The following is a 23,759-nucleotide window of genomic DNA, read 5'->3' as shown; positions in this document are numbered from 1 at the left end:
CCGTCCTGGTCGGCACTACTCCGAGCGTAGACTCTTCACCGGATTCATTAGGGCAGCTTTCAGGGCTTGAAAGAGAACTGACACGAGTGCAATACCCACGGCTAGTCCACCTGCTACAAAGACGTACCACCACTGAATATGGGTATGGTAAGCAAAGTAGTTCAGTATGTTCTGGCCTAACCACCAGCCTACAGGCGTAGCAATCAGGATTGCCAGCCCCACCAGCTTCAGGAAGTCCGTCGAGAGCAGCATGGTAATACTTGCTACCGACGCGCCCAGTACTTTCCGCACCCCAATCTCTTTCGTGCGTTTTCGGGCTACGAGCGAGATGAGCCCGAAAATGCCCGCGCAGGCCGTCAGAATGGCAATTATGGTTACGAAGCTGATCATCCGCCAAATGTTGTCGAGTGACCGATACACCCGGGTTATATCGTCGGATAGATAGGTGTAGGTGAGCGCCCGACGAGCGGGTATTTTTTTGAATGCCCGCTCCAGACCGGCGATTACAGCTGGCGCTTTAGTGGGGTCACTGACCCGAACCATCAGGTATCCGCTGAGACTTTCGTGGCCGCCATAAGCCTGTAGCATTGGTTCTACGCGGCCGGTCAGGTCGCGGTAGTGGTAATCTTTCGTCACCCCGACGACGGTATACACGGACGTATTGTTTAGCTGCCGCAGTTTTCTGCCCACTGCTGTTTTCCAGCCAAACACTCGCATGGCCGATTCGTTAATAATCACGGCGTTGTTAGCCGAATCGGCGGGTGTAGCATCCGAGAAGTTTCGTCCTTCCAGCATCGGGATTTTTAGTGTCTCGGTGTAATTGACCGCCCCACCCATGTGCCGTAAGTGTACCTGTTGGTTTTCGTGGCCGTCAGGATAATACTGGTTAAAGTTTTCCTGGTAGGCAACCGGCGTGTAATACGTGCTGGTAAACGACACGACATTGGGGGTCTGCCGAAGCTGGGCAAGAATGGATTTTCCACGCACCATCGCTAGCTTTTCGTCGCGATAGGCCAGATCGGTCTTGAATACCAGTACGTTGGTTTTGTCATACCCCAGGTTAGCCTCCTTCATGTACTTAAGTTGTTCACGCATACCAATGGTGCCGAGAATCAGGACAACGGCCAGCGTAAACTGTAACACAATGAGCCCGTTTTGCCGAAGTCGTCCGCTCGTTGGATCGGCAGAAATCTTACCTTTCACGGCCTCCGTCGTCTTCAATCCCATCAGATATAAGGCGGGGTATGTTCCGGCTACTAGTGCCACCGTAAGTGCGATACCTAACACGGTCAGGATGGATGGGTAATCTGTTGCCAGATCAATCCTCAACTGCATGTTTTCGCTCCGCAGTTGGTTGAAGTTGGGTATTAAATAGAACACGGCGAATAGCACCGATAACGCCAGCGAGATAACCACAACCAGGCCCGACTCCGTCCAGAACTGACCCAGCACCAACCGTCGCGTAGCACCTACCACCTGCCTCATGGCTACTTCTTTAGCGCGGGGCAGCGCCGAAGCGGTATTCAGGTTGATGAGGTTGATGCTGATGATGAACAGCAGAAACAGAGCAATGGTGATGGAGCCGTAAATGAGGCCCTGAAACGACGGGTTTTCGGTATAGATGAAGTTTTTAAACGGAGCCAGCCGCAGAATTGAGTTCTTCGCATGGGGCTCATAGTGGGCTTTTACCAACTGAGGTAGTTTGGCCTCTAATCGGGTGGGATCAGCGCCTTTCTTCAACAGAATAAACGTTGAAGCGAAGGTGTTAGACCAATCGGCGTTTTGGCGAAACCCGGGATTGTCGAGTAGGTTAGCGGCAGGCAGCAACACCTCAAACTGTTGCGATGAATTGGATGGCAGTTTTGCCAATACACCAGTAACGGCATATTGCAGCGTATCACTAACGGTCACGTACTTGCCGACTGGGTTTGTCTCGCCAAACAGGTTCTGAGCTATTTTTTCGCTTAACACCACCGACCGTTTGTTGATGAGGGCGGTAGCTGGATCGCCGTATTTGAAAGGGAATGTGAAGACCCGGAAGTAGGTTGAATCAACGAATCTGGTTGACTCCTGAATACTCTTGCCACCGTACTCGATCCAGGGCCAGTTCCAGCTTTGGTTGTGCGTACCCGTCTCAATCTCCGGAAAATCGCGCACCATCTGGTCGAGCAGTGGATACACCGTCTGGTTGCCGACGTCGCCACCAGGATATTGTGTACGAACGTAGTAGATGTTGTCGAGGTTGGCGTGGGAGCTGTCCCAGGTCAGGCATTTCTGGGCAAACAACACTAGCACTACTACGCAGGCCAGCCCGACCGACAGGCCCAGCACGTTAATAGTCGTTAACAGCCGATTGCGCCACAGCGTCCGAACAGCGATTTTAATGTAATTGCGGAACATAGTCGAATGAAGAAGATACGTGAAGAACAAAAAGCTATTCTTCACGTATCGTTTCAGTTTATACTGCGGTTTGCTAGGGTGCTTTATTCGCTTCGCAAACTTGTTATCGGATTCGTTAGCGCGGCTTTAATACTTTGATAACTCACTGTCAGAAAGGCAATAACAAAGGCCATTACGCCTGCTACGGCAAAAATCCACCACGCAAGTTCAGTCTGGTAGGCGAACGTGCCAAGCCACTTGCTCAACGCCCACCATGCCAGTGGAGAAGACAGCACGAGAGCAACCAATACCAGTTTCAAAAAATCTTTGGAGAGGAGACCGACAATGTTCGGCACACTGGCACCCAGCACTTTCCGAACCCCGATTTCCTTCGTCCGTTGCTCCGCTGTGAAAGCGGCCAGGGCAAACAACCCCAGACACGAAATAAGAATGGCGAGTATACCGAAGTAGTTTACAAGGGTGCTGACCTGCTGTTCACTGCGATACAATTTCTCGTAGGCTTCATCGACAAAGTGGTAGTTGAAGGGATAATTCGGGTTGAACGCTTTCGTAATTCGTTCCAGATCGGCGATGGCTTGCTGTGTTTGTCCGGCGCGGGTTTTTACGAGTAGGTAACTGGTATTCGACGCGTTGAAAACCAATATCAGCGGACTAATGGCCTCGTGCAGTGAATTCATGTGGAAGTCTTTCATTAACCCCATAATCCGACCTTTGCCACTCCAGAATTCGACCTCCTTTCCCACTGCGTCTTTCATGCCCATCATTTTGGCCGCGGCCTCGTTGATGAGGTAACTTGATGAATCGGCGGGGCTGTCTACTCGAAAATCACGACCGCCCAACAGTTTGATATTCATCGTTTTAATGAAATCACCACCCACGGCCATTACAGATACCGTGGTCTGTATGTTGGGATCTTTGCCTGCCCACTTTAAATCGCCCGACGTACTTTGAACACTTACCGGTAGTGACATCGTCGTTGTCGCCGACGCGATTGACGGCGTACGCATTACCTCTTGCCGGAAGGGTTCTACCTTTTTGGGGCGGGCAATTTCACCCTCTAAAGGTATATAAACCACATTTTCGCGGTCGAGGCCGAGGTTCTTCGTGCGCAAATAATTCATTTGTTTACCTACCGCCAGCATTCCAACAATTAGGAAAATAGACAGTGAAAACTGAAATACGACCAATATCCGCCGAAATAGAGCAGGACCAGGGCCGAATTGTAAACGACCTTTCAGGATTTTTATCGGTTGTAGAGATGATAGGAACAAGGCCGGGTAACTACCTGACAGAAAACCCGTAATAAGTACCAGCACCCCAATGATGAGCCAGAGTATTGGTTCAGCCAAATTGAGGGTTAGATGCTTATCAAATACAGTATTGAAGGTCGGTAACACCCCCCAGACTAATCCCAATGCCAGTACAACAGCCAATAGGCTCGTTAGCACCGACTCGCTCAGAAATTGCCCAATTAATGAGGAACGCAGCGCACCAACGACTTTCCTGACCCCCACTTCCTTTGCCCGCATTGCCGACTGTGCCGTGGCCAAATTCATGAAGTTAATGCAGGCAATGAGCAGAATAAATAAGGCTACAATAGAGAAGATACGCACATACTCAATCCGCCCGCCTATGCTTTGGCCATTTTTGTACTCGCCGTACAGATGGAGATCCGTAATGGGTTGCAAGACTGGACGACCCGTTGCGAAGTTTTTCCCGGCGAAACGCGGATAAATATCCTTCATGGCCGCTTCTGCCTGAGCCAGTGTAGTGTTTGGCTTCAACCGGACAAATGTCTGAAATCCGTTATTCCCCCAGGTTTTCATCCAGTCCTGCTCCTGCACTTTCCAGTTCACCATCCAGTCGAATTGCAGTGTGGAGTTGGTTGGCAAATCTTCGATTACGGCGCCAACGGTGTAAAATTTATCGTTGTTAAGTTGAAGCGTTTTGCCAAGTGCCAGCCCGTTTGGGAAATATTTTTCAGCCAGTTTACGGGTAATGATAATCTTGTCGGGCTGGGCAAGTGCCGCTTTCGGACTACCGTAGAGCGCGGGCAAATCGAACACACCGAAGAAGTCAGCCGTAGCGAAATGGCCTCTTTCTTTAGCTGCTTTTTCGCCAAGCTGACCACCCGTTACCTTTATCAGATATTCCGGGCCGAAGTTAATTTTAGCCACAGCCGCGACCTCTGGTACGTCTTTCGCAATGGCTTCCTGCAACGGGCCAGGGGTAACGAAATTCGTCACAGTTTCGCCATTGTACGGAAAGTTAACCCGCACGTAATGGATACTCTCCGCATCAGGTATGAAGCGGTCGTAGCTTAGTTCGTCCTTCACCCATAACCCAATCAACAGGCTGCACGCCATGCCAAGGGCCAAACCAAAGACATTGATAGATGAATAGAGTTTGTTTTTCATCAAACTCCTAAAGGCAATTTTGGCGTAGTTTCGGAACATAGTTGTCATCCCGACCGGTCCAGTCGGTTGGTGAAAGTGAATGGTAAGAAATGTCGGCCAGCCTTTGCCGTCGTTACACGTGGAAATTCTCGGTTACGACTTTTCCGTCAAACAGATTTACAATGCGATGGGCAAAACCGGCATCATACGGTGAGTGAGTCACCATGATGATTGTGGTGCCTTCGTCGTTTAGTTCACCAAGCAGCTTCATTACTTCTTCGCCATTTTTCGAATCGAGGTTACCCGTCGGTTCATCGGCAAGAATCAGCTTGGGTTTTGCTACGACAGCCCGCGCAATGGCCGTCCGTTGCTGCTGTCCGCCCGATAGTTGCTGTGGAAAGTGATTACGCCGGTGCATGATTGCCATTCGATTCAGCGCTTCCTCCACGCGGATTTTTCGCTCGTCAGCCGGTGTTTTCAGGTATAACAATGGCAGTTCAACGTTTTCATAGACAGTCAGTTCGTCGATCAGGTTGAAGCTCTGGAATACGAAACCGATGGATCCTTTGCGGAGTTGTGCCCGTTGGCGTTCGGTCATTTTGGCCACTTCTGTTCCGTAGAAGTTGTATTCGCCTTCGCTGGGATTATCCAATAAACCGAGGATGTTGAGCAAGGTAGATTTGCCGCATCCTGATGGTCCCATAATAGCGACAAACTCGCCGTCTTTGACATCCATATTGATGCCATTCAAGGCGGTGGTTTCTACTTCTTCGGTCGAGAAGAGCTTCTGAAGGTTAACTGTCTGAATCATATTGTTTGGTGGTCAATGTCTTTGTAAATGATATCAGATAGCACGAAGCCAGAGCCTCGCGCCATCAATTTCTAAAATTCAAGAACTTCGTTATCCCCAAAGTTTTCGTAGGAACTTGTAATTACCTGTTCACCGGGTTCCAGACCAGTAAGTACTTCGTAGAACTCTGGATTTTTTCGTCCTAAAGTAATTTGACGTTTCAGGGCTCGTTTGCCAGACTTATCCACTACATATACCCAATTGCCGCCCGTATCGGAGAAGAAACCGCCAACGGGAAGAAGCGTTGCCTTAGCCGCTTTGCCCAACTCCAGTTGAATCGGCGACGATTGGCCGCGTTTGATGCCCTCTGGCGCACCGTTTGGGAAGATCATGTCCACTTCGAACCGGCCGCTTTTTACTTCGGGGTAAACCCGGCTGATGGAGAGTTCATGCATTTTTCCGTTGAATTCAAACGATCCTTTCAAGCCTGAAAATACCCGGCTGATATAGTGTTCATCAACACCGACGCGCATTTTGAAACCGTTCAGGTCATCAATCTGCCCGATGTTCTGTCCCCGGTTAATATTCGAACCAACTTCTACATCAATACTTGATAGCTGGCCGGATACCGGTGCTTTTACGACCAGATTATCCAGTGTCTGCTGCCAAAGAGCAACATTTCGTTGCGTACGTTGCAAGGTGCCTTCAAGTTGTTTAATCTGAAATTTTGCGTTTTCCTCCTGATACTTCTGCGTTTCGATTTCGATAGTACGCTGGGAGGTTAATCGTTCGTAAGCGCGTTTCGCTTTCAAATAGTCTTCTTCCGACACGACTTTATCTTTGTACAGCTTTTCCTGACGCTCGTAGGTGTCTTTCGTCTGAGAAATTTGAGCATCTACATCGGCCAGAGTTTTACGTAGCGTAAATCGTTCGATCTGTATCCGTTGACGCGTATTTTGCAGATCGTTCACGAGCCGGTTGGCTTCGGTTTCTGATTGTAGAAAACTCAATTTGAGACTCTGATTTTCGAGTTTCAGCAAAACCTCACCTTGCTTCACCGTGTTCCCGCCTTCAACGAGTTTTTGCGTTACGTAACCCCCTTCAATTGCATCTAATCGAATCGTTTTCAGGGGTTGTACAACGCCGGTTACAGCAATGAAATCTTCAAATGGGCCCGTTGAGATAGTTGAGACGGTTATTTTGTCTTTTTCAACATTGAGTTTCGACCGACGATCGGCGAACAGAAATGTGTAAGCCAGTAAGCTTATAATCAACGTGCCACCTCCAAAAAGTGCCATGCGTTGGGTTGTCCAGAAACGTTTAGGTAATGCGCGATCCATTATTTTAATAAACAAATGAGAGAAAGAGTGAAACCGGGCCGCCAATGGTCAGCCGCTGCTGTGCGGAGCATTCCAACAATTCAGTGGATAAATGGCTCCAGACTCATTTGCATAAAGTATGTGCCAATAGTCATGCCAATAGGATGGGTGCTCTGATTGTCAGTAATTTATGTTATAATTAGGCTAATCCTGTGTCCGCTTTCGGACGTAAATTGTCCGTTTTTGGCGTTGTAATATCCGAATTAATGCCTTCGTTTTATACCGCCGAAGCTGGCCATTAATAGTCTGATTGCACGCTTTTACCGGCTGACGGCCCGGTATTCTGCTTATTGACTGACCTCTGCCAGGACATAATGCAATAGCGTTTGGGAGCGGGTAGTCGGATTTAAAAATGGGTATGTCAACTGGCTGACGTGGTAATAGGGAAACATGGCCAGCCGTTTAACCCGGAAACCGCGCATCATCAGCGAATCGGCATAAACGCCCGTCGTGAATACCAGCCTGGATTCTGTCTGCACCTGAACGCGTAAAGCCGAATCAGTACGCGCATAAACTGTGGGGGCTTTGGCATAAAATTCGTACGTCCAAAAACTACCTCCTCCAACGCCGGTACCGGGTTCATACAGTACTGTCGGGCGTTTGGCCAGTTTTGGTTCTGTGTTTACATAGCGAGCCGTTGCCATGCCAGCCTGATACTGCAAAAAGGTTGGATACAGAAATAGATTCAGCGTTCCAGCCAGAACCAGCATGGCTCCCATCATCCGTCCCGATAGTGATAAAAGAGTATTTTTCCGAAAAAGGGTGAACGTAGCCAACGTGATTAGTAGCACCCAAACCAACGCTACAACTACTCTGTTAGGCTGAACCAGCACTAGTAAGGCAATCGCTATTCCGGCTATGGCTAATCCAATGGCTGTTTGTCCAACAGTCCACCGTCGGAGACTGGTAGGTTTCAGGCCAACTAAAAACTGCGCCGTTAGTATAGCGTAGAAAGGAAAAACGATATTCAGATAGTGGGGTAGTTGAAAACCTGATAGCGAGAATAAAGCGAAGGTAGCCACGCCAGACCCAAGCGAGATATACTCGGGTGAGGTCGCCGGAGTAGAGTTATTCCGGCGTTTGATCAGGTTAATCAATATTTTCCCAACGCCTATATATAACGGCAGCGACCAGGGCAAAAAGGCCCAGAGCAGCGTATGGACGAAGAAAAATTTATCCCCTTCTCCTTTAATGGGACCCGTGTTGAAAAATCGCCCGAACTGGCTATCCCAGAAGAAAAACCGAACACCCGAAACGCCCGTTTTGCCAAAAATAACTTTTTCGGGGTGTAAGTCGAACTGTTGGTACAGACAGTAAATTTCGGGAATGGTGAATGCAAATGATAAGGCAACAGCCACACACCAACGTAGCTTAAGCAACTCCCGCCAGTGACCAGTTAAGAGCCAGTGCAGTACTAAGCCGCCACCAATGGGTATAAGGACAAAGACACCTTTGGTCATCAGGGCGCACCCGGTAAGGAAAGCGCCAGCTAGTAGATGAAGGCTGCTTTTAGATAGGCCATATCCTGGAGATAGATCATTTTTACTGCCCAGAAAGACCCGGTAAAAATGATACACTGGCCCAATAATAAGCGGCATTAGGTATGGTTCGGCGCGCACGTCGCTGTTGGACAAAACGCCGTGAAACGCCGTCAGTAGCACCAGCGTGGCCACTTGTGCTGTTACTTTTGAATACGTTAGCCGGGTGAATTGATAGGTATAAAATACGCTGCCAAGAAAAAATAGCAGCGCAGGGAATTTATAAGCAAATGTATTGATGCCGAAAATTCGGTAACTTGTGGCAATAATCCAGAATGGAAAATGCGGCTTGTCGAGCCAGTCGCTGCCAACCGCGTAAAGGTTTACAAAATCGCCAGTTTGGGTCATCTGTTTGGCTATACAGGCGTAGAGCGCACCATCGAGTTCCATCACTGGCGGAAATAAGCCGGTAGCATTTAGAAATACACCTACAGCTACGAGGGCATAAAACCAGCGAGTATCAAAGGAAGGGTAATTATCAGTCATTTGTTGTCATTGCGAAACCGCCCGCACGGTTGTCAGTGTTTCGGGCCGCTGGTGCGGTCATCGTATCGTGTTCACGTATCGAGTGGAATGATTGACCGCCCAATGACCGCACCGGCGGCCCGGAACAATAACCACCTACTGACAATAATGACCGCTTAACGACTTTTGAGGGGTCAAAGTACGTAAGAAAACCGTAATTCGTTGTCGAATCAGTGCCGACGTGCAACAAATCGTTCTGCTTTTTATCTTTGGTATATGCAAGATGCTAAACTCTTACTCGTCGATGATGATCCCGACGTATTGCTGGCGGCTCGGTTGCTGCTTAAACGACATGTTGGCGCGATAGATATCGAAAAAAATCCAGAAAAACTGCCGTTTCTACTTAACAACAATCGGTATGATGCCATCGTGCTTGACATGAATTTTCAGCGCGATGTGAGCAGTGGACGCGAGGGATTTGCCTGGCTTGACCGTATTTTAGATATCGACCCCAAAGCGCGCGTTGTTCTTTTTACAGCTTACGGCGATGTTGAGATGGCGGTGCGGGCTATCAAAGCCGGAGCGGTTGACTTTGTCCTGAAACCCTGGCAGAACGACAAGTTTTTAGATACTATTCGCGGAGCGGTAAGAGGTCGGGAGGAGACAAAAGAAGAGCAGGAAGACGCTCAAAAAGTTAATCGCAAAAAAGTTAATTCGGGTAGTCAGTCAATCATTGGCAGTGCTATGCGCTCGGTTCTGGATACTGTCGAACAGGTAGCTCCAACTGATGCTAACGTCTTGATTCTGGGTGAAAACGGTACTGGTAAAGATTTGATTGCGCGGGCTATTCATGATCAATCACTCCGGCACGACAAGCCCTTTGTGAGTGTAGACGTAGGTGCATTGACCGAAAGTTTGTTCGAGAGTGAATTGTTTGGACACGTAAAAGGAGCCTTTACCGATGCCCGCGATGACCGCGCCGGTCGATTTGAAGAAGCTAATGGCGGCACTATTTTCTTGGATGAAATTGGTAACCTGACCCCTTCTCAGCAAGCCAAACTCCTGACAGTGTTGCAACAGCGGCAGGTAACACGCGTAGGCTCAAACAAAGCTCGTCCGCTCGACGTTCGACTCATTTGCGCGTCGAACGCCGATCTTGATGAACGCGTAGTTGAGGGGAACGGCTCGTCAGTACGATTCCGCCAGGATTTACTTTACCGGATCAACACTATTGAACTTCACCTGCCACCCCTGCGCGAACGGCCAGCCGATATTGGGCTATTGGCCGACTATTTCATAAAAAAATACGCCAAACAATATAACCGACCAGTGTCAGGGGTGAGCCCGGCGTTACTGGCCGAGATGAAGCAATATCGCTGGCCGGGCAATGTTCGGGAGTTACAGCACGCCGTTGAGCGGGCCGTAATTCTGGCTCGGCCTGATATGGCTCGGCCTGACGTGGCTTCTGGAACGATGCTGGAACCGGGTAATTTTGTCTTCAGAAAAGACGGTAGCACCAACTCGCCGGTTAGTGAAACACTGCAATTAGAAGATATGGAACGGCAGTTGATTCAGCAGGCGATGCAGAAACATCGGGGCAGTATTACCGATGTAGCGCGGGAGTTGGGTGTATCGCGGCAGGCACTGTACCGACGACTGGAAAAGTTCGGGCTGTGAACGAACGCTGATTTTAACCAGAATCAAACCGGTTGCTTTAACTCTGCAAGAATAGCTTCTTGGGCTAGTCTTACTACTTCATCAGGGGTTCGGCCTGCGGGTTCGATGCCGGGAAGTACGTACCATGACATCCGCGAAAAGGAAGTGAGTGGAAACATACCTTTTGGATTAAACTGTCCCGTTCCCCGAATGGTAATTGGCACCACAAGCGCATCCGGTGCCCGTTTGAGTAACATAGCAACTCCGCCCGCTACAAAAGGGCGCATCTGGCCCGAAGCAGATCGTGTTCCTTCGGGAAAAATTACCGCTGACAGATTCTGCTGTTGAATGAGCTTGCCTAACCGGGCAATCTCGACAATTGCCTGCTTAGAATCTTTGCGGTTAATAAGTGCGGCTCCGCTCTTGCGCAAGTTATACGATATACCCGGTATGCCGTGTGACAGTTCGATTTTTGAGACAAATGTTGGGGTGTGCCGACGCAGAAACCAGCTAATCGGCGAAATGTCGAACATGCTCTGGTGGTTGGCTACGAAAATAATTGGTCGGTCGGGGGGCAGTGTGGTAAGCATCCGAAAACTGATCCGGCTACCGGTTAGATACCAGCCATAGGCAATGCTGGCGTTCATCCAATCCACCGTTTTTTTGTGAGCTGGCCGGCCAAACAGGTGGAACGAGATGACCTGTGCAACGTGAAAAACACACAGAACTACCCCAAAATAAAGCAGGTAAATGCTGCTTAACACATAATCTAAAAGTTTCTTCATACAGGCTACAGGCGTTGGGCACAGTAACTATTTAGGCATAAAATTAGTAACGAGTTGAGTATAGTCGGGAAGAAAAACGAAAGCTATCCTAAAACATCGACTCTTTTAGGCGAACTTTGCTAAACATGAGATAAATTGACCTGTTTTTCTGTTAATAATACATGAGCTTATCTGGCACACGTTTGGATGTTATGCGATTCGTCGGTGAAAAAATCGACGTTTCTATGGATGAATTTCTTAAACCTATCGAGACGAATTGGCAGCCGTCCGATTTGCTACCCGATACAACGAAGGAGTCATTTTTAGACGAGGTTAAATTTCTTCGCGAAAGCACCCGCGAGCTATCGTACGATTATGTAGCGGTGCTTGTTGGCGATACCATCACAGAAGAAGCCCTGCCTACGTATGAATCGTGGTTGATGGATATGGAAGGTGTTGAGCAGGGGAGTCAGCACGGCTGGTCACGCTGGATTCGTAGCTGGACGGCTGAAGAGAATCGCCATGGTGACTTGCTCAATAAATTCCTGTATTTGTCGGGGCGGGTTAACATGCGGGCCATGGAAGTATCGACGCAGTACCTTATTGCCGACGGCTTCGACATTGGAACGGGCAGAGACCCATATCGCAACTTCATCTATACATCGTTTCAGGAACTGGCTACCAACGTGTCTCACCGCCGAACGGCCACGCTGGCCAAACAGGCGGGTTGTAATCAGTTGTCAAAAATATGTGGCGTAATTGCTTCCGACGAGATGCGTCATGCGCGAGCATACAAGGATTTTGTAAACCAGATTTTTGCCGTTGACCCATCCGAAATGATGCTGGCCTTTGAGGATATGATGCGCAAAAAGATTGTCATGCCCGCTCACTTTTTGCGTGAAACCGGAGTTCAAATCGGGCAGACATTTAGTCATTTCTCTGATGCTGCTCAGCGATTGGGCGTTTATACCACTCAGGATTATATTGATATCGCAGAGTCGCTGCTGATAGAGTGGAAAGTTGACTCTATCGCCGATCTTAACGATGCCGGTCAACGTGCCCGCGATTACCTGATGGCTCTTCCAGCGCGTCTTCGTCGGGTAGCCGAACGTACAAAAATACCTACGCTTGAATATCCGTTCAGTTGGATTGTCTGAGTCGGCTATGAATCGTTTCGCCATAGGCATCGGCTGGCGTATTATTGCCATCGTCGTTGTGACGAGCGCGGTAACGTACTTTTACCTTCAGCAAGCTAACTCCTTATTACTCTTTGCATTATTTGTTTTTCATATATTTTTATCGATAAACCTGTATCAGTACGTTACTGGTCTGAATCGTAAATTGACACGCTTTCTGGAATCGGTGCGCTACTCCGATTTTGCGGTTGCATTCCGGGCCGATAGTAATCTCGGCCCGTCTTTTTATGAACTGAATGACCAGTTTAATGAAGTATTGGATGCGTTTCGGCAGGCGCGGGCTGAAAAAGAAGCCAACCTGCACTATGTCAATACTATTGTTCAGCATGTAAGTGTTGGGTTACTGACCTTCGATGCCACCGGGCAGGTTGAGTTGGTCAATCAAACGGCTTTGCGGCTGCTTGGAATATACCGTCTCCGTACGCTTAACGACCTAAACGCTACCCATCCTGATCTGGCTAATGTATTGAAGGCTTCCACTGCCTCATCGACGCCTGTATCCTATCAAACCGGGGCTGATGGCGAGTTGTCGGTACGTTGCACAGCCGTTCGGTTGCGGGGGCGATTGGTTACGGTAGCGTCGATGCAGAATATTCGTACGGAGCTGCAGCAGCGTGAACTCGAAGCATGGCAAAATCTGACGAAAGTGCTTCGGCACGAGATCATGAATTCCATTACGCCGATTGTATCGCTGGCGGGTACCATGCGCGACATCGTCGAAACCGACTTATTACCGTTGGCTTTACCCGGTCCCGAGCAATCGGCAACGCTTCCTGCCTTTGCTGCCGAATCGATCAATGATCTGCGCGATGCGCTGACAACCATTGAGTTACGCGGGGCAGGTGTTATGCAATTTGTGGACGCGTACCGGCATTTTACAACTATTCCGCAGCCAATCTTCTCCGATGTGTCGGTTGAGCAATTAGTGCGTCATGTTGTTCAGTTGGTTCAGTCCGACGCGCAGAAACACCAAATTACGATTTCGGTATCAGTGCCATCGTCAAATCTAGCCATTCGTGCTGATGCTGCCCAGATTGAAATGGTGTTGCTAAATCTTATAAAAAACGCCGTAGAGAGTTTAGGGAAAACCGAGAATCCCGCTATCCGACTCGACGCGGAGTCAATTGGGCCTCGTGTTCTTATTCGCGTAAAAGACAACGGGCCGGGCATCGAACCTGAAGCCTTGGAACAGATTTTTATCCCGTTTTACACCACCAAGAAAACTGGCTCTGGCATTGGATTAAGCTTGTCACGGCAAATTATGCAACTCCACAATGGCCAACTCACCGCCAACTCCAAACCGGGCGAAGGCAGCACGTTTAGCCTGGCGTTCTGAGAAAACTTTGCTATACGTACAGAAACTTTAGAAGACTGGCAGTGATGGAAGTTCGCTAATTTCTTACGCCAACACGCCCTGAAACAAACTCAGTCGCTCGCGCAGCACGTAGCTGCTGACATCAGAGTTCCAACCGCCCCGTCCACTCAGCGAAAATATCCGAACGTCTGACGATAAGGTGGCGTATTTGTCCAGCGCCTTGAGCCAAACTGTTCGTTCTTGATAGGGAGCCAGCAACGTTCGAGCCAGATTTAGCGCGCGGTGTTGCCGGGGCGACCAGATGGGCCTCAGACGATAAGCGGCACCCTGACCATTGAGCAAATCGGGCAGAAATTGCGGTGGGATTAACGGTAGCAATTCTGCCATCAGGTATAAACCTATCTCGACGTTGAGTAGTCGATTGGCGACCATGCCCGGCAGCATGTGACGGTAGCGGAGTCGGGTGACCAGCGGCTCCTGCCAGCGCAACAAAGTAGTCAGGCTGGGGCGAACCATAGAATACGTGGAAGTCGATGCCGTGTTCATTTTAATTTGGACCGCCGTTGCGGTTATTTGTTGTTCAAATCAAAGATAATATCCTAAGAACGTAACCTTTTTACGTTGTTCACCCGAAGCGAAAGTTTTTTCGCCAACGTGACAAAACCTGTCGCATAAGCTTTTGAACCAAGAGCCGTGCCACTGGCTGATAGGCCCAGCAAAATGAACTGGATTTGCAAACCATTGATCCAGAAAAACTTAGATAGCACCAATACATATGTCGGCTAATCTTAACTCCTCGTTTCAGGAATCGTATCTGACTTCTTAGTGCCCAATAAATCATCATGATTACGCGCTGTGCCGCACCGTTATTTCTGTTAGTGCGGTAAAACACTGAGGGTTGACGAATAATAAATTTTAAACAAGCCATTGTCGTTGACAGTCCAGCCTTCCTGCAAGGCGACTGCCGATAACCATTTCGACACCTCAGCCTGATGAGTCTGATAGCCCCGGTTTCGCAGCAATTGCTGAACGAGAAGTGTAGACGTACCGCCCTCCGCCAAGATTAATGCTGTGGCTGCCTGACAAACCGCAAAAGGCGTTATTAGCTTCATTGTTATGTTCATTTCTGAGCTCACTTTTATTCAACAAGTCTGTAATTGGAAATCACCCTACCATTTGGCGCAGTGTAATAATCCGATTGCGGAAAAAACCGACAGTCTTTTCGCCAAATCGGCTGCGGTCAGCGCTGATGTCGTACGCTTGCAGACGATCAGGAATGGTCGTATAGGCATCCAGCAACATAGACCATGCATTGCGTTGTTGAATATGGCTCAGCAACGTCCGGCCCCGGTTTAGCAATTTGTGTTGTTTGGGTGTCCAGGTAGGCCGGTCCAGAAACGACGAGCCATTGTCGTGGAGCAGACTGGGAAGAACATCGGGTGGGGCCGTGGGCAATAGTTGCGATAACAGAAATAAGCCCATTTCGATGTCTAGCAATTGCCCGGCTGACAAAGCTGCCCGTTTGCGGTCCGGCGTATTCAGGGCTGGAAAGGGCGATGACGCAAATCCGGTGGTACGATTTTGATTAGTGTTCATAAGAGTGTTCATTAGTATTGTTGTTTAAAAAATCACAGAACAAAGTTCTATCGGGCAAAACGTAATCTTTTTACGCTCTTCTTTTTTTGTGAAATTATTTTTGATAATCTTGCTTATAATTGCCGGACTACAAATCCAGCACAAGCTTAGATAGTATGATCATTTACACTGGACTTTAGTCTGGTGATCTCACTTATTGCTAGCATGCCCATAACCCGCTCTGCCTTCCAGCGTTATCGCCTGATTGACGAAATTATCAGCCGTTACCCGCGCCAGTATTCCAAGCAGCGTTTGTTTGAGTTGTGCCGTGAGCGGTGCGGGATTCGCTCTGTTTCGTCGCTGGAGAAAGATATCCAACGACTACGGGAAGACCACGACGCGCCCATTGCCTACGACAAACGGCGCAACGGTTATTACTACACTAACCCACAGTTTCGATTGCTTCGGCTCATGCTCTCGCCTGATGATATGGAAGCACTCGACTACGCCCGCGAGGTGTTGACGGCTACGCAGGGGGCGTCGGTGGCGGGTGAGTTAGCCAACGCGCTCCAGAAGGTTCGGCAAAGCCTGGATATTATTCGGGAAGTGAAAACCGAAGGGCTGACGCGTCGGGTGGTGTATATGGAAGAGCGCGTACTTGGGGGCAATCGACAATACGTTCCGGTATTAATTCGGGCTATTAACCAGAACCGGCAGATTGCCTTTCACTATCGGAAACATGACACGGCTGACACAGCAGATGCCGTAGCCGACGTGTCGAAACTCCGCATATTACACCCAATTCTACTGCGCGAAGTGGCCGATAGCTGGTACGTGATTGGCTACGATGAACCTACGGGTAAAGAGCGAACGTTCGCGCTCGACCGCATGAGTGACCTGGAAATTACCGACGAATTCTGCGCTGTGCCGCCCGATGTGTTGACCAACGTTAGCGAGCTGTTTGAGCACATTTACGGTATCACCGATAGTAGCGGCCCAGCCGAGGATATTCTATTATCCTTTTCGCCCCTGTTTGGCCGATACGTAAAAGCTAAACCGATTCACCAGACGCAGGAGGTTGTGCGCGATACGGATACGGAATGTATTGTGCGCCTTCGATTGGCTCCCAATCGCGATCTGCTCATGCACTTGCGCAGCTACGGCGAGCACCTGACCGTGTTGCAACCGGCCAGTTTGGTGCAGGAGTTAAGGGCATCGTTGGAGGCTACGTTGGAGCGGTATTGACAAGTTGAAGCAGCTATTTTTGTTTATGATACAGTTAAGGAAAAGATAAAAATTAGTTTGAAAAATATCTATCTTTCCATAAGGCGTATCAAATCTTGAACCCAAATAATATGAAGTCAAAAATCTCTATAAATAGTAATATGAGTAGATTAAATCGAGTTTTATTTTTTGTGTTTTTTGCTCTTTTCTTTAGCTCATCCAAAATTAATGCTCAGACAACTACCCTTCGATTTGCAAAACTTATTACAGGACAAGGCGATGTAATTTCAGATGCAGTTGTGATTATAGAGGGCAATAAAATTATTAAGGTTGACTCTGGAGAAAAGAATATTTTACCCAATACAACGCTTATTGATCTTCGCCCGCTGATTGCTATTCCAGGGCTTATTGATGTCCATACGCACATAACGTATTATTGGGATAAAACATCGGGAACAAACCCCTGGGCTAGTCGCTTAGACCCTGCAACAACTGTTTTTCTGGCTCAGGAAAGTGCTATGAAAACGTTAGAAACGGGAGTGACAACAATCCGGGATTTAGGTTCATCGGGTGGTACTGATATATCAATGCGAGATTTAATTAATCGGGGTGCCATGAAAGGCCCCAGAATGTTTGTTGCTGGAAATGGATTGCATATATCAAGAGCAAGAATCAACCCTGGTAATACTACTTTCGATCCTGGCCGGGCTGACGGAGTAGAGGAAGTAATAAAAGTGGTACGCCAGGAATTAGGTTCTGGTGTCGATTGGATAAAAATCTATGGGTCAACCGGAAGCGCCCAAAATGTAACGGGTTTCCAAACCTTTACGACGGAAGAAATGAAAGCTGCCGTGGATATTGCTCACAAAGCGGGCAAACGGGTTGCCGTTCATTCTTATGGACCGGATGGCTGTTTATCCGCTGTACTTGCCGGTGCCGAATCGGTAGAACATGCAACCGATGTGGACAAATCAACTTTTGAAGAAATGGTTAAACGAGGCACCTTTTATGTACCAACTGTTGACCATAATCGCTACTATGTTGATCATCGTGAAGAATACGGATACAACAGTATAATTGTAAAAGGGCTAAATAATTACATTGACAGAAATTTTAAAAGTCTACAATTAGCCATTAAAATGAACGTAAAAATAGCTATGGGATCTGATGCTGTTTTTACTGGATTTGGTGAAAATACAAGGGAATTAAGATGGCTTGTAAAAGCGGGAATGACACCAGGCCAAGCCTTGCAAACAGCTACAATAAATGGGGCAGACCTTCTAGGTAAAAAAAACGAATTGGGCGCAATAGCTCCAGGGTTTTTTGCGGATATTGTTGCCGTTGATGGAAATCCATTAGATGATATCGAGGTGGTAATTAATAAGGTACGCTGGGTTATGAAAGATGGAAAAACCGTAGTAGACAAAAGATAACGGTTTTGTTAAAAATTAAGTACGCTTAGCTAATTTAATACGTAGTCAAATTTTATATATAAAAGTAATAATGCACGTTGTCTATGTCATCCTTTACGACTATCCTTCAGAAATTTGGCGAAAAAGGTGATAAAACTCGCTGGACATACATTGAAATTCCGATTGCCGTAACTAACGAACTAAAACCCGGTCAGAAAACATCATTCCGGGTGAAGGGTACATTAGATAATTACCCAATTAAGTTAGTCGCTCTATTGCCAATGGGACGTTCAATATCGCGTATTACCGATGGCTTAAACGGTGGGTTTATGATGCCCATAAATTCCGTTATGCGCCGTGGGATGGGAAAAAACGAAGAAGGTGAATCGATACGGGTTAGCCTTGATGTAGATAACGATCCATTACCCCAATCGGCTGACTTCATAGCTTGTCTGGACGATGATCCCGATGCAAAGCGGCACTATGATTCATTAGCCAAAGGCCACCAGAATTATTTCAACAACTGGATTGAGGAAGCCAAAACTCCCGAAACCAAAGCCAACCGCATCGCCAAAGCGTTACGGGGCTTGTCGATGGGTATGGGTTATAGTGAGATGATTCGGTATTTCAAGAAGCAGAGTTAACTAGTTAGCCCTGAGCAACGTATCATCAATTAAACGGAATAATTACTTTCAAACAGATGTTGCGTCCCATGCCGTACATACCCAGATGGCCATTGGGCGATTGGGTAAAATATTCAAAGTATTTTAATCGGCTCAGGTTCGACTGGTAAGCAACATCGAATATATTGTTGACCTGAAACAGAACACGCAGGCCGGGTCTATTCTGACCAACGTGCAGAAGTCCGTCTATCCCGGCATTCACAAGCGTGTAGGCAGCCGTCGGTGTTTCTGTACTATTCAGGGCCAGATATCGATCCTGCTTGGCATTATAATCCACGTCGGCTTTCACGGTCACGTCCGATAACCACTTGCGTTTCAATGGTAGCGTCTGGCTTATACCTGTAGAAACTCGCAGGGGTGGAATAAAGGGCAAATATTCACCATTTACACCCGCATCAGAATAAAGGTTTCCCCGATTATAGCCGTACACCACAGAAATACTATTGTCGAAACTAAAGCCCCGCCAGCCGGTTGGGTGCAAACTAAACTGAGTCTCGAATCCGTAAAGTTGCGCCGATGCCTGCTGATATTGATACGTTTTGTTGCCCGGTACAAGTATGACCGATTGCCCCTGCGCGTCAACTAACTGAGCAAGGGAAATATAGTTCTGAATGTAATTATTGAAGACACTGACCCCAATATTTACATCAGGCAGTGTGAGCGTCAGGCCAATATCTTCCTGTAAACTGAACTCAGGCTTGAAACTTCGACTGCCGATATAATAGATGTGCGCACCGGGATCAAGTCCATTGGAAGCGATCTCGGTGATGCTTGGTGCTCGGTATCCCCGGGCTATATTCGCTTTCAGCGCTAGTTTGCTTGAGAACTCATAGGTCATACCCAAGCTCATAGAAATGCCGGTGAATGACTGGCGCAAATACGGAAACTGAAGCGTTGCTCCCGCCGTATCGGGTAGTGTAACCTTCTGGTCAAAGCCAGTTTTCGGATTGGTACGCAAGTAAAAATCATCACCCCGTAGCTGACGCCGATCGTATCGTGCCCCACCGCTCAGAGTCAGTTTATCAACTTGCCATTTCAGAAAAACGAAGGTGCCGACATCGAAAAGTGAATAATCCGGGATTGGAAAATCAGTACCATTCTTGTTTTTATTGGATTGGTACATGCCATTGACCCCTATTGTGGACGCAATGTGAGCCACTTCCGGCAGGTTGTAGCGTATGCCGTAATTGAACGTGTTGAGCCGAACATATAGCCCTGCCTGCTCAGGTAGAGTTGGGTGGTTATACTCCCGACGCACATTCTGCTGGAAAGCCAGCAATACGTCTATCTCGCCGTTGCCAATCTGATAATGATTGTTTGTATGCAATCGATAATGCTGAATGCGCTGGTGCAGCGGGCTAAATTGGTACGGCGATTGTTCACTGGCTGGCACTACAGGCCGGTTTTTTATGTCGTCTGTAGCTGACTCGGCAACCTGACGGGTAAACTGGCGTGTCAATGAATCCCTGCTTCCGTCTGGAATGCCCTGTAGATTATCGTAGAGGGAGGCCCCGAAGCGAGAGTAGCCACGCTGACCCGAATAGCCAACCATTGCCGTCGCTGTTTTTTCGGAAAAGCCCGTATTATACACCCGGCCGTCGATTTTGTTCTGGTAATTTGTGGCTGCCCGCACCGAACCACGCAGGTTCCAGGACCAGCGTGCTCCTCCCGATGCCAAACTAACCGACTCACCAAGCATACGGTTGTTTGACTGATATTCTGACACAAATCCTACTTTGATTTTACCCTCCGTGTCTTTTGGGTAATTCGGCATCATACTAACCACACCCGCCAGCGCATCGGAACCATACATCAGGCTGGCTGGCCCTTTGATAACCTCGGCCCGATCGATGTTATAATTATCAACTTCTATCCCATGCTCATCGCCCCACTGCTGGCCCTCCTGCCGAACTCCATCGTAGAGCGTCAGAACCCGGTTATAGCCCAATCCTCTAATAAACGGTTTTGAAATGTTAGGGCCTGTTTTGACCGCATTTAGGCCGGGAGCATTCTTAACCAGTACATCGATGATGTTGCTACTGGCTGTACTCTCAATGGCTCGGCGCGAAATGGCCAGAATAGCCACTGGATTCTGTCTGAGCAGCGTACCCCGCGTTACCCCCGTTACTACTACTTCATTGAGCGCATTGACAATGGGCAGCAATATTACAGCATAGGTGTTGGTTTCGGGCCGAATATGTAGTGTATCAGGCTTATAACCGATACAGGAAATAATGAGGTCGTGCGGTAGTGTATCCCCTTTGATTGACACGGAAAACTGCCCTCGCGCATCGGTAAGAGCGCCTTTATTCTGGCCAACTACACTTATTGTACCGTATGAGATTGGTTTACGAGTATCGGCATCGATGACCGAACCGTAAATAGTTTTAGTGGGAGATGACTGCGCGTACGCCAGTCCTCCGGTTAGCCCAAGGCTAATCAGCAGAAAAAGTAGTTTCATTCAGGAAAATTTCGTTTGATTGAGTGGCCCGACAACTCGGTGGTCCGACGGTTCGGTGGCCAAACAGTTCCAGTGGAATGTAATACTGCTTACCAGCCAGGAAGCCAGAGTCAGCAGATCAGGAAATTATCAAACGATGGGCGGTCCCCGATGAGAGAAACAGCAAAATGGGGAGACGGAACGAACAGGTCGGCTAGTGAACCGGAACGTGATTTGCTGGCGAGTGCGCAGCAGAAAAAGGAAAGCAAAAAAAGCACCGACGACAACGGGAAGGTGCGCGGCTAAATCCAGGAGCAGAATCTCCTGTGCCGTGTGGGTATTCGGTAAAATTGGGCCTTTGCCAAAAGGCCAGTAGGGGTGCGCGTGAACGATTAGCCGACCATCTGGTAGCCGGTGAGCATGGCGAAACACTACCCCATTAAGCCAGATGGCCAGGAATAGGCCAAGCAGCAAACGGGCTAAGCGTAGTCGATGTAGTTGAAGCCAATCGATCATCTTCTTTTCTACTATTGGCTGATTGTCAATGCGTCAAATTTCAACCAAATATAAGAAACATCTGTTATGGTATGTCAGTTATTTATTTTTAGGCTAGTCTAAAAAATAATAGTAGCTGAGGAATATCAGCAGTTCATTGTTTTTATAAGGTATCCGGTTGCCATGATGATTGCCCCCAGCTCTGTAGTTCATCCTCGGTCCATAACGCTGGAAAAAATACGACGTGCTGTTGTTTAGGAGGCAGATACGTTTGCCAGTTCGTACCACCTGTTGCCCGTATATTTTCTGGTTCTTTTTGCAAATACTGTACCGCCGACCGCAAATGGGCAAGTTTCCAGCGAATATTGGTCCGCCAGTCGTACTCACGCAAAACGTTTGCTAATTCTATGGTGCTCAGACCATCCCGTTCCAGATGCTGATAATGATGGTATAAATTCTTGAACTGGTATTCCTCTGCCAGCCGGACAAGCTGTGGGCCATAGTGTTGATCAAATTGCTTGAGCGTCAGTGTTTTCTGTTGAGTAGCCAGTTCGGTGGCCCCACGTTTCCAATACATAAATTCGTAGAGGTCGGAAATGTATTCAGGATCGGGTGGGGCTGAGACAAGAAGGTTTCGGAAATCAGTCGATACAATCTCAATCTTTCGGAACTGGACCGATTGAAAGCCACTTGACGGAAGCAAGGCCATCCGAAATTTCAGAAATTGCTCGCGTTCCATACCCGTAATCATGATCTTAAAGGAGTCTTCCAACAACTTAAAATACTGATTGACGCGCTGCATCCGGTCCACAAAAAACGCGGTGGTCAGCGGGGTGGCATTGGCAATCTGATCAATTTCGTGCAGAATCAGTTTGAAGTATAACTCGGTAATCTGGTGGTAGGTAACGAAAATTAGTTCGTCAGGATAAGTGGTTTTAGGATTTTGCAGTGATAACAGCGTTTCGAGATGAATATAGTCCCAGTAGGTCAAGTAGTCGGCCTGAAGTAATCCTTCGAGATAAGAGGCCATATCCTGCCCCATAGCCGCAAATTTCTGTTCGAGTTGGTCCAGTTTGTCGGTGAGTGATTCGTGCATGATGATACTGGCAGACTAGAACCTGCGGTAAAGTTTTGCTACAAAGAACGCGTAGAACCAAGTCCAATGCGAGCTTTGTTAGAATAGTTGCCTTTTTGCTACTTATCGTATGACAATAGAAAACAAGACTATCATTATTTCTGGTGCGTCGCGGGGTATCGGACGGGCAACGGCCCTATTGTTAGCCCAACATGGGGCAAATGTTGTTGTTACCGCCCGCAACGCCGATGAACTTAACCAACTTGAAACCGAAGCTGCCAAGGGTCATGTTCGTGGGAAAATTGTAGCCATACCGGGCGACGTTGTCAACGAGTCAGATATGGCTGCCGTTGTACAAACCGCCCTCGATCACTTCCACCGAATTGACGTGGTCATAAATAACGCTGGCTACGGAATCTTCAAAAACGTGGACGAAATCACGGTAGACGAGTGGGATGCCGTAATGGCCACTAACGTGAAAGGTACGTTTCTATTGACCAAAGCGGCCTTGCCAACGATGAAGGCGCAGGAATCGGGACATATCATTATTGTGGCATCGGATGTAGCGAAACGGACGTTTGCGGGTGGGTCGCTTTATACCGCCAGCAAATACGCGCAGGAAGCGTTTATGGGTGCGTTACGTAAGGAAGTCCGGTCGTTTGGTATCAAAGTGTCGGGCGTTTATTCGGGACTGGTTGATTCCCATTTTCACGAGAAAGGACACGGCCACGAAACCTCGAAGCATTACCTGCAAAGCGAAGACATGGCCGAATCTATGCTATTCATTATTAGCCGCCCCGCCCACGTCGTCATCGACGAGTTTATGGTACATCCACTGGAGCAGGAGTATTGAGAAAGGGGAGCATCGCTCCTCTTTCTTGCTTTTATGTATTAAGTGCTGGGGTGGGGCATGTGATTGTTTGTCTGTGCCAGTAATTGCTTAAGCAGCCCTCCAT

The 23,759-nt window shown here is 48.2% G+C and carries 19 protein-coding genes; 7 read left to right on the top strand and 12 right to left on the bottom strand.

Annotated features, from left to right (window positions below):
• Positions 1-15: 15 nt before the first annotated feature.
• The 5 genes from ACFS25_RS19055 to ACFS25_RS19035 form a co-directional block, all read right to left on the bottom strand.
• Positions 16-2,400, bottom strand: a complete 2,385-nt coding sequence (locus tag ACFS25_RS19055) for an ABC transporter permease (protein WP_381504171.1) — start codon at positions 2,398-2,400, stop codon at positions 16-18.
• An 83-nt stretch (positions 2,401-2,483) separates the two neighbouring features.
• Positions 2,484-4,856, bottom strand: coding sequence for an ABC transporter permease (locus ACFS25_RS19050; RefSeq protein WP_381504590.1), 2,373 nt, complete (start codon positions 4,854-4,856; stop codon positions 2,484-2,486).
• A 73-nt stretch (positions 4,857-4,929) separates the two neighbouring features.
• Positions 4,930-5,607, bottom strand: a complete 678-nt coding sequence (locus tag ACFS25_RS19045; RefSeq protein ID WP_381504169.1) for an ABC transporter ATP-binding protein — start codon at positions 5,605-5,607, stop codon at positions 4,930-4,932.
• Positions 5,608-5,678: 71 nt separating this feature from the next.
• Entirely contained in the window at positions 5,679-6,926 is a 1,248-nt protein-coding gene (locus ACFS25_RS19040; protein WP_381504167.1) for an efflux RND transporter periplasmic adaptor subunit, read from the bottom strand.
• A gap of 326 nt (positions 6,927-7,252) precedes the next feature.
• A complete protein-coding gene (locus tag ACFS25_RS19035; RefSeq protein ID WP_381504165.1) occupies positions 7,253-8,989 on the bottom strand; it encodes an ArnT family glycosyltransferase in 1,737 nt (578 codons plus the stop codon).
• A 255-nt stretch (positions 8,990-9,244) separates the two neighbouring features.
• Between ACFS25_RS19035 and ACFS25_RS19030 the strand changes: the two genes are divergently transcribed.
• Positions 9,245-10,645: a sigma-54-dependent transcriptional regulator gene (locus tag ACFS25_RS19030; protein WP_381504163.1), complete on the top strand. Its 1,401-nt coding sequence runs from the start codon at positions 9,245-9,247 to the stop codon at positions 10,643-10,645.
• Between the two features lie 23 nt (positions 10,646-10,668).
• On the opposite strand, the gene ACFS25_RS19025 is transcribed toward ACFS25_RS19030, so the two are convergent.
• Positions 10,669-11,409 carry a lysophospholipid acyltransferase family protein gene (locus tag ACFS25_RS19025; RefSeq protein ID WP_381504161.1) on the bottom strand — a complete coding sequence of 247 codons (741 nt, stop codon included), beginning with the start codon at positions 11,407-11,409 and terminating at the stop codon, positions 10,669-10,671.
• Between the two features lie 161 nt (positions 11,410-11,570).
• Here ACFS25_RS19025 and ACFS25_RS19020 point away from each other — a divergent pair, with 161 nt between their 5' ends.
• Together ACFS25_RS19020 and ACFS25_RS19015 are read left to right on the top strand one after the other, a co-directional pair.
• On the top strand, positions 11,571-12,545 hold the full coding sequence (locus tag ACFS25_RS19020; RefSeq protein ID WP_381504159.1) for an acyl-ACP desaturase: 975 nt from the start codon (positions 11,571-11,573) through the stop codon (positions 12,543-12,545).
• Between the two features lie 7 nt (positions 12,546-12,552).
• Positions 12,553-13,920, top strand: coding sequence for a sensor histidine kinase (locus ACFS25_RS19015; RefSeq protein ID WP_381504588.1), 1,368 nt, complete (start codon positions 12,553-12,555; stop codon positions 13,918-13,920).
• Positions 13,921-13,983: 63 nt separating this feature from the next.
• Here the strand turns inward: ACFS25_RS19015 and ACFS25_RS19010 are convergent, their stop codons facing one another.
• The 3 genes from ACFS25_RS19010 to ACFS25_RS19000 all read right to left on the bottom strand — a co-directional run bounded on the left by ACFS25_RS19010 (position 13,984) and on the right by ACFS25_RS19000 (position 15,495).
• Positions 13,984-14,415, bottom strand: a complete 432-nt coding sequence (locus ACFS25_RS19010; protein WP_381504157.1) for a pPIWI_RE_Z domain-containing protein — start codon at positions 14,413-14,415, stop codon at positions 13,984-13,986.
• Between the two features lie 359 nt (positions 14,416-14,774).
• Positions 14,775-15,011, bottom strand: coding sequence for a hypothetical protein (locus ACFS25_RS19005; protein WP_381504155.1), 237 nt, complete (start codon positions 15,009-15,011; stop codon positions 14,775-14,777).
• A gap of 52 nt (positions 15,012-15,063) precedes the next feature.
• A complete protein-coding gene (locus ACFS25_RS19000) occupies positions 15,064-15,495 on the bottom strand; it encodes a pPIWI_RE_Z domain-containing protein (protein WP_381504153.1) in 432 nt (143 codons plus the stop codon).
• Between the two features lie 204 nt (positions 15,496-15,699).
• Between ACFS25_RS19000 and ACFS25_RS18995 the strand changes: the two genes are divergently transcribed.
• The 3 genes from ACFS25_RS18995 to ACFS25_RS18985 all read left to right on the top strand — a co-directional run bounded on the left by ACFS25_RS18995 (position 15,700) and on the right by ACFS25_RS18985 (position 18,754).
• Positions 15,700-16,719, top strand: a complete 1,020-nt coding sequence (locus ACFS25_RS18995; RefSeq protein ID WP_381504151.1) for a helix-turn-helix transcriptional regulator — start codon at positions 15,700-15,702, stop codon at positions 16,717-16,719.
• Between the two features lie 110 nt (positions 16,720-16,829).
• Positions 16,830-18,131, top strand: a complete 1,302-nt coding sequence (locus ACFS25_RS18990) for a metal-dependent hydrolase family protein (RefSeq protein WP_381504150.1) — start codon at positions 16,830-16,832, stop codon at positions 18,129-18,131.
• 83 nt (positions 18,132-18,214) lie between these two features.
• Positions 18,215-18,754, top strand: coding sequence for a YdeI/OmpD-associated family protein (locus ACFS25_RS18985; protein ID WP_381504148.1), 540 nt, complete (start codon positions 18,215-18,217; stop codon positions 18,752-18,754).
• A gap of 25 nt (positions 18,755-18,779) precedes the next feature.
• On the opposite strand, the gene ACFS25_RS18980 is transcribed toward ACFS25_RS18985, so the two are convergent.
• The 3 genes from ACFS25_RS18980 to ACFS25_RS18970 all read right to left on the bottom strand — a co-directional run bounded on the left by ACFS25_RS18980 (position 18,780) and on the right by ACFS25_RS18970 (position 22,824).
• Entirely contained in the window at positions 18,780-21,254 is a 2,475-nt protein-coding gene (locus ACFS25_RS18980) for a TonB-dependent receptor (RefSeq protein WP_381504146.1), read from the bottom strand.
• Positions 21,255-21,383: 129 nt separating this feature from the next.
• Positions 21,384-21,749, bottom strand: coding sequence for a hypothetical protein (locus ACFS25_RS18975; RefSeq protein ID WP_381504144.1), 366 nt, complete (start codon positions 21,747-21,749; stop codon positions 21,384-21,386).
• Positions 21,750-21,891: 142 nt separating this feature from the next.
• The gene (locus ACFS25_RS18970) at positions 21,892-22,824 is read right to left on the bottom strand and encodes a tryptophan 2,3-dioxygenase family protein (protein ID WP_381504142.1); all 933 of its coding nucleotides are present in this window, start codon (positions 22,822-22,824) and stop codon (positions 21,892-21,894) included.
• Between the two features lie 109 nt (positions 22,825-22,933).
• On the opposite strand from ACFS25_RS18970, the gene ACFS25_RS18965 reads away from it, so the two are divergent.
• Positions 22,934-23,656, top strand: a complete 723-nt coding sequence (locus ACFS25_RS18965) for an SDR family oxidoreductase (RefSeq protein ID WP_381504140.1) — start codon at positions 22,934-22,936, stop codon at positions 23,654-23,656.
• Positions 23,657-23,759: the final 103 nt, after the last annotated feature.

The sequence above is a fragment of the Spirosoma flavum genome, assembly GCF_042686045.1.
GTDB lineage: Bacteria > Bacteroidota > Bacteroidia > Cytophagales > Spirosomataceae > Spirosoma > Spirosoma flavum.
Note: the sequence above shows the minus strand (reverse complement) of the source record. Positions and strands in the feature narration are given on the sequence as shown.

Excerpts from the sequence above, each read along its gene's own strand:
- ACFS25_RS18975 (WP_381504144.1), bottom strand. The coding sequence starts at position 21,749 with ATGATCGATTGGCTTCAACTACATCGACTACGCTTAGCCCGTTTGCTG.
- ACFS25_RS19035 (WP_381504165.1), bottom strand. The coding sequence starts at position 8,989 with ATGACTGATAATTACCCTTCCTTTGATACTCGCTGGTTTTATGCCCTC.
- ACFS25_RS18985 (WP_381504148.1), top strand. The coding sequence starts at position 18,215 with ATGTCATCCTTTACGACTATCCTTCAGAAATTTGGCGAAAAAGGTGAT.
- ACFS25_RS18995 (WP_381504151.1), top strand. The coding sequence starts at position 15,700 with ATGCCCATAACCCGCTCTGCCTTCCAGCGTTATCGCCTGATTGACGAA.
- ACFS25_RS19055 (WP_381504171.1), bottom strand. The coding sequence starts at position 2,400 with ATGTTCCGCAATTACATTAAAATCGCTGTTCGGACGCTGTGGCGCAAT.
- ACFS25_RS19020 (WP_381504159.1), top strand. The coding sequence starts at position 11,571 with ATGAGCTTATCTGGCACACGTTTGGATGTTATGCGATTCGTCGGTGAA.
- ACFS25_RS18965 (WP_381504140.1), top strand. The coding sequence starts at position 22,934 with ATGACAATAGAAAACAAGACTATCATTATTTCTGGTGCGTCGCGGGGT.
- ACFS25_RS19005 (WP_381504155.1), bottom strand. The coding sequence starts at position 15,011 with ATGAAGCTAATAACGCCTTTTGCGGTTTGTCAGGCAGCCACAGCATTA.
- ACFS25_RS19015 (WP_381504588.1), top strand. The coding sequence starts at position 12,553 with ATGAATCGTTTCGCCATAGGCATCGGCTGGCGTATTATTGCCATCGTC.
- ACFS25_RS19025 (WP_381504161.1), bottom strand. The coding sequence starts at position 11,409 with ATGAAGAAACTTTTAGATTATGTGTTAAGCAGCATTTACCTGCTTTAT.
- ACFS25_RS19010 (WP_381504157.1), bottom strand. The coding sequence starts at position 14,415 with ATGGTTCGCCCCAGCCTGACTACTTTGTTGCGCTGGCAGGAGCCGCTG.
- ACFS25_RS18990 (WP_381504150.1), top strand. The coding sequence starts at position 16,830 with ATGAAGTCAAAAATCTCTATAAATAGTAATATGAGTAGATTAAATCGA.
- ACFS25_RS19030 (WP_381504163.1), top strand. The coding sequence starts at position 9,245 with ATGCAAGATGCTAAACTCTTACTCGTCGATGATGATCCCGACGTATTG.
- ACFS25_RS18970 (WP_381504142.1), bottom strand. The coding sequence starts at position 22,824 with ATGCACGAATCACTCACCGACAAACTGGACCAACTCGAACAGAAATTT.
- ACFS25_RS19050 (WP_381504590.1), bottom strand. The coding sequence starts at position 4,856 with ATGTTCCGAAACTACGCCAAAATTGCCTTTAGGAGTTTGATGAAAAAC.
- ACFS25_RS19040 (WP_381504167.1), bottom strand. The coding sequence starts at position 6,926 with ATGGATCGCGCATTACCTAAACGTTTCTGGACAACCCAACGCATGGCA.
- ACFS25_RS18980 (WP_381504146.1), bottom strand. The coding sequence starts at position 21,254 with ATGAAACTACTTTTTCTGCTGATTAGCCTTGGGCTAACCGGAGGACTG.
- ACFS25_RS19000 (WP_381504153.1), bottom strand. The coding sequence starts at position 15,495 with ATGAACACTAATCAAAATCGTACCACCGGATTTGCGTCATCGCCCTTT.
- ACFS25_RS19045 (WP_381504169.1), bottom strand. The coding sequence starts at position 5,607 with ATGATTCAGACAGTTAACCTTCAGAAGCTCTTCTCGACCGAAGAAGTA.